The organism is Mycobacterium asiaticum, from assembly GCF_001673365.1.
Lineage (GTDB): Bacteria > Actinomycetota > Actinomycetes > Mycobacteriales > Mycobacteriaceae > Mycobacterium > Mycobacterium asiaticum_A.
Genome location: NZ_LZLS01000202.1, coordinates 1 through 4164 on the forward strand (window position 1 = coordinate 1; position 4164 = coordinate 4164).

4 protein-coding genes and 1 pseudogene are annotated in these 4164 nt (G+C 64.8%); 1 reads left to right on the forward strand and 4 read right to left on the reverse strand.

Going from position 1 to position 4164, the window contains the following annotated elements; all coding sequences use genetic code 11:
• Positions 1-617, reverse strand: a 617-nt coding sequence (locus A5634_RS23650; RefSeq protein WP_155769689.1) for a PE family protein, incomplete at its 3' end; no start/stop codon positions are given.
• A 520-nt stretch (positions 618-1137) separates the two neighbouring features.
• Positions 1138-1926 carry a (2Z,6E)-farnesyl diphosphate synthase gene (locus tag A5634_RS23655; protein ID WP_065146468.1) on the reverse strand — a complete coding sequence of 263 codons (789 nt, stop codon included), beginning with the start codon at positions 1924-1926 and terminating at the stop codon, positions 1138-1140.
• A 146-nt stretch (positions 1927-2072) separates the two neighbouring features.
• Between A5634_RS23655 and trhA the strand changes: the two genes are divergently transcribed.
• Positions 2073-2849, forward strand: a complete 777-nt coding sequence (gene trhA, locus A5634_RS23660) for a PAQR family membrane homeostasis protein TrhA (protein ID WP_081290625.1) — start codon at positions 2073-2075, stop codon at positions 2847-2849.
• Here the strand turns inward: trhA and A5634_RS23665 are convergent.
• Complete coding sequence (locus tag A5634_RS23665) at positions 2846-3241, reverse strand: nuclear transport factor 2 family protein (RefSeq protein WP_065146470.1); 396 nt, start codon at positions 3239-3241, stop codon at positions 2846-2848. The genes trhA and A5634_RS23665 overlap by 4 nt on opposite strands.
• A 10-nt stretch (positions 3242-3251) precedes the next feature.
• Positions 3252-4164 (reverse strand): annotated as a pseudogene (locus A5634_RS23670) (thioredoxin domain-containing protein); the annotation flags it as partial.

Consider the following 4164-nt stretch of genomic DNA (forward strand, 5'->3'; position numbering starts at 1 on the left):
GTCAAACCAGCTGCGGCGCCGACACCACCGGCTCCGCCGATTCCGCCGTTGCCGAACAAGATCCCGCCAGAACCGCCGTTGCCGCCGGTTGCGCCCGCGCCGCCAACCCCACCGACGCCGCCGTTACCGAACAGCCCAGCGGCTCCGCCGTTACCGCCGACCTGGCCCACCGCACCGGATCCACCGGCCCCACCGTTACCCCACAGCAAACCCGCAGCACCACCGTTCGCGCCACTGCCAGCCGGGGCGTCGGCACCGTTGCCGATCAGCGGTCGCTGGAACAACGCCTGAGACGGGGCGTTGATCAGATCCGACACCGCCTGCAGTGGCGAGGCGTTGACCGTCTCCGCGGTTGAATATGCGCTGCCCGCCGAACTGAGTGCGCGGATGAAGTTCTGGTGGAAAGCCTCCGCCTCAGATGCGATGGCTTGGTAACCCTGAGCGTGCGTGCCGAACAGGGCCGCGATCGCCGCCGAAACCTCATCCCGAGCCGCGGGCAACAGCGTCGATATGGGACCGGCCCACGCTCCATTAGCAGCGTTGATCGATGAGCCCAAACTGTCCAGGTTCGCTGCCGCCGCAGCCAACAGGTCGGGGGAAGCCGCCAAAAACGACATTGCTGAAACTCCTGTGGTTCATAGCCGATGGGGTCACTCGTCGTGGGGAATGTACCCCCATGCGGGCCGAAACCGCCAGATCTGGAAACGAGAATTTCCAGATTTTTCTAGGACGCCTGAAACTATGCACATAGGCAACCATTAGCCGAAGTCTGCAGCTCCTCAGACAACCGGCTCAGATTCATGCGAGTTAACCTGGACGAAATATATGAATTATTACATGTCCAATGTTATTTATTGAAAGTTGTTGCAGTACAAGATGTTTAGTGAGATTTACGGCGTTGTATCGCCGATAAAGCTTACTAACACGGTGTCAGTAAGGATTGACGTTTTTTGGCTGCCTCTGGAACGGTTGAGAGCCGTTCAGCGAACGGCGATCAAGATCACAATGTTTGCTGGACCGCTCAGAACCAAAGAAACATTCCGCTGGAATGACACGCTGGGCGTGACACTTGGGGTCCGGAGTGTCACGGCGGCGTGCCGCCCCCGGGCCCCTTTCGGCCCGGTGGTCGCAGGCGCGTTACTTGCCGTGTCGGCGGTTGCGCATGCTGTAGTCGCGCAGCGCACGCAGGAAGTCCACGCGGCGAAACGCCGGCCAGTGCGCCTCGGTGAACCACATCTCGGAGTAGGCACTCTGCCAAAGCAGAAAACCGGACAGTCGCTGCTCGCCCGAGGTGCGGATCACCAGGTCCGGATCCGGCTGGCCCGAGGTGTACAGATTCTCCGAAATGCCCTCGACGGTCACCGCTTCGATGAGCTCCTCGGCGGTCGCACCGTTGGCGAGTTGCTTACCCAACAACGCCCGTACCGCGTCCACGATTTCCCTACGACCGCCATAGCCCACCGCGACGTTCACATGGAAGGCCGCAACCTGGGGCGTGGAGTCCACCGCGCCGCGCAACCGTCGCGCCGCCTCCTCGCCCAGCAAACCCAGATCGCCGACGGTTCGCACGCTCCACCGGTTGGCGGGTGCGCAGATCTCCTCGACCACATCGGTGATGATCTCGATCAGTGCGGACAGCTCGTCGGGATCACGTTGCAGGTTCTCGGTGGAGAGCAGATAGACGGTCGTCATTTCGATGCCGGCTTCCTGGCACCACCGCAGCATCTCGGCGATCTTGACGGCACCCATTCGGTACCCGACGCTGACGTCGTCATAGCCCAGGCTGCGCGCCCACCGCCGGTTTCCGTCGCAGAGCACCGCAATATGACGCGGCAATTGGGATCGGGAGGCGGCCAGTCCCTGACGCAGTCGCAGCTCGTAAAGCCGGTACAACGGCTCCTTGAGCCGCGGCGGGATCACCTCCACGAGGTTCCACACTACTGTGATCGACCCCAAATTCCGGCTGCGGTTTCCGCCAATATCACGTCACGTCGCACAGGCCTTCTTAAGGCAACCCCGCTACCCTTGACCGGGAGAAAATCCAACGGCACTCATGAGGGGTACCACGACAGATGAGCAGCCAGACCAGCACGCTCACCAGCGCAAGCACGGATACAAGCACGGATTCAAGGTCGCAATCCGATAGCTCGACGCCGTTGGATGCTGCGCAGAACGCCGCCGACAAGATCGTCGGGGGCGTCGCCAAGGTCCTGACCAAGCCGCGATTCCGCGGCTGGATCCACGTCTATTCGGCAGGTACCGCGGTTGCCGCGGGCGCGTCCCTGGTCGCGGTGTCCTGGGCGGTGGATTCCACCAAAGCCGGCCTCGCGACGATGCTGTACACCTTCGCGACGATCATCATGTTCACCGTCAGCGCCACCTATCACCGGGTCAATTGGAAATCCGGCACGGCCCGGATGTGGATGAAGCGCGCGGATCACTCGATGATCTTCATTTTCATCGCGGGTAGCTATACGCCGTTCGCTCTGCTGGCCCTCCCAGGACACGACGGGCATGTGGTGCTGGCGATCGTCTGGGGCGGCGCGCTGGCCGGGGTCACCTTGAAGATGCTGTGGCCCGCGGCGCCGCGCTGGGTGGGTGTGCCGCTGTACATCCTGTTGGGCTGGGTTGCGGTCTGGTACACCGCGACGATCCTGCACAACGCCGGCGTGACGGCCATGGTGCTGCTGTTCGTCGGCGGGGCGCTGTACAGCATCGGCGGCATTCTGTACGCACTGAAGTGGCCGGACCCGTGGCCGACGACATTCGGCTACCACGAGTTCTTCCACGCCTGCACGGCGATCGCGGCGATCTGCCACTACATCGCCATGTGGTTCGTGGTCTTCTAGAGTTGCGTCACGTCGGCCGCTGACCAGTAGGCCTTCATCGCGGTGACTTTGCCATTACCGTCGAACACCATCGTCTCGATCGGTTCGATCCGCATCTTGCTGCCGCCGGCGGTGATGGTCAGCCGGAAATGGAACGCAGCCTCGTTGCCGCAGACGCGCAGCGTCACCAACTCGCATTCGCGTTCGACACCGCTGACCGCCGAGTAAAAGCCGCGGATCGCGCTGGTCCCGATGTGGACCTCGCCGCCGACCGGATCTTCCAGCGTGGCGTCATCGGCGTAAAAGGCGGCCAAGTCGTCGGCCGACCCGGTGCCCACCGCCGCAAGGTAGCGGTGAACCGTCTCGGTGATCGCTTTGGCCCGCTCCTCAGCTTTCTCAGCGGCATTCGGCATGTGGGGCACGTTACCTGGGTGCCGCGAGAGCGGTCGCAAGGTGCTCTGCGCTGGTCACCGGCAGGTCGCAGACCCGGCCGCGGCAGACGTAGGCCGCGTCGGAACCGGCCACGCGATCGCGCCCGGCCAGCAACGGCGACGAATCCACCTCGCCGCCGACGACGATCGCCCCACCGGGTGCAAGTCGGCGGGCGTCGGCCAACAGCGACGACGTCGGCGTGGCACAAGCCACGGCGATCTGCAGCGGCCCCCGCACTGCAGCTTCAGCGACAGCCAGCCAGTGACCGGCCGAGCGCGGCGCGCGGGCCAACAGCACCGAATGCGTGCCGAGCGTGTCGTGTGCCAGCTGCAGATAGCGTTCGGCGCGGGTGGCATCGACCAGATGCGCCGCGGTCAACAGCGCCTCGGCGATCAACGACGCCCCCGCCGGAGTCGCACCGTCCAGGGGATCGGATGGTCGCAGCACCAACTGCTCGGCATCATCGGCGGTGTCGAACCAGCCGCCGGGCCGCTGCGGATCGCGGAAATGGTCGACGGCGGTGTCCAGGAGTTCGGTAGCCGCAGCCAACCAGGCGGCATCGGCGCTGTGCTGGTAGAGCGCCAACAATCCGGTGGCCAGCGACGCGTAATCCTCCAGGATGGCCGCACTGTCGCCGACCACCCCGCCCAAGCTGGCGCGGCGCAGCCGCCCGTCGACGACGTGCAGATCCAGCAGGGCACTCCCACACCGGTACCCCGCGTGCGCCAGGGCCGGCTCACCCAACGCCACGCTGGCTTCGACGAGCGCGGTTATCGCCAGGCCGTTCCACGAGGTGACCACTTTGTCGTCACGGCCGGGCTGCACCCGGGTGAGCCGGGCCGCCAGCAGGGCGGCGCGGACGGCTTCCAGCCGGTGGGGGTCGTCGGGCTCGGTGCGCAACTGC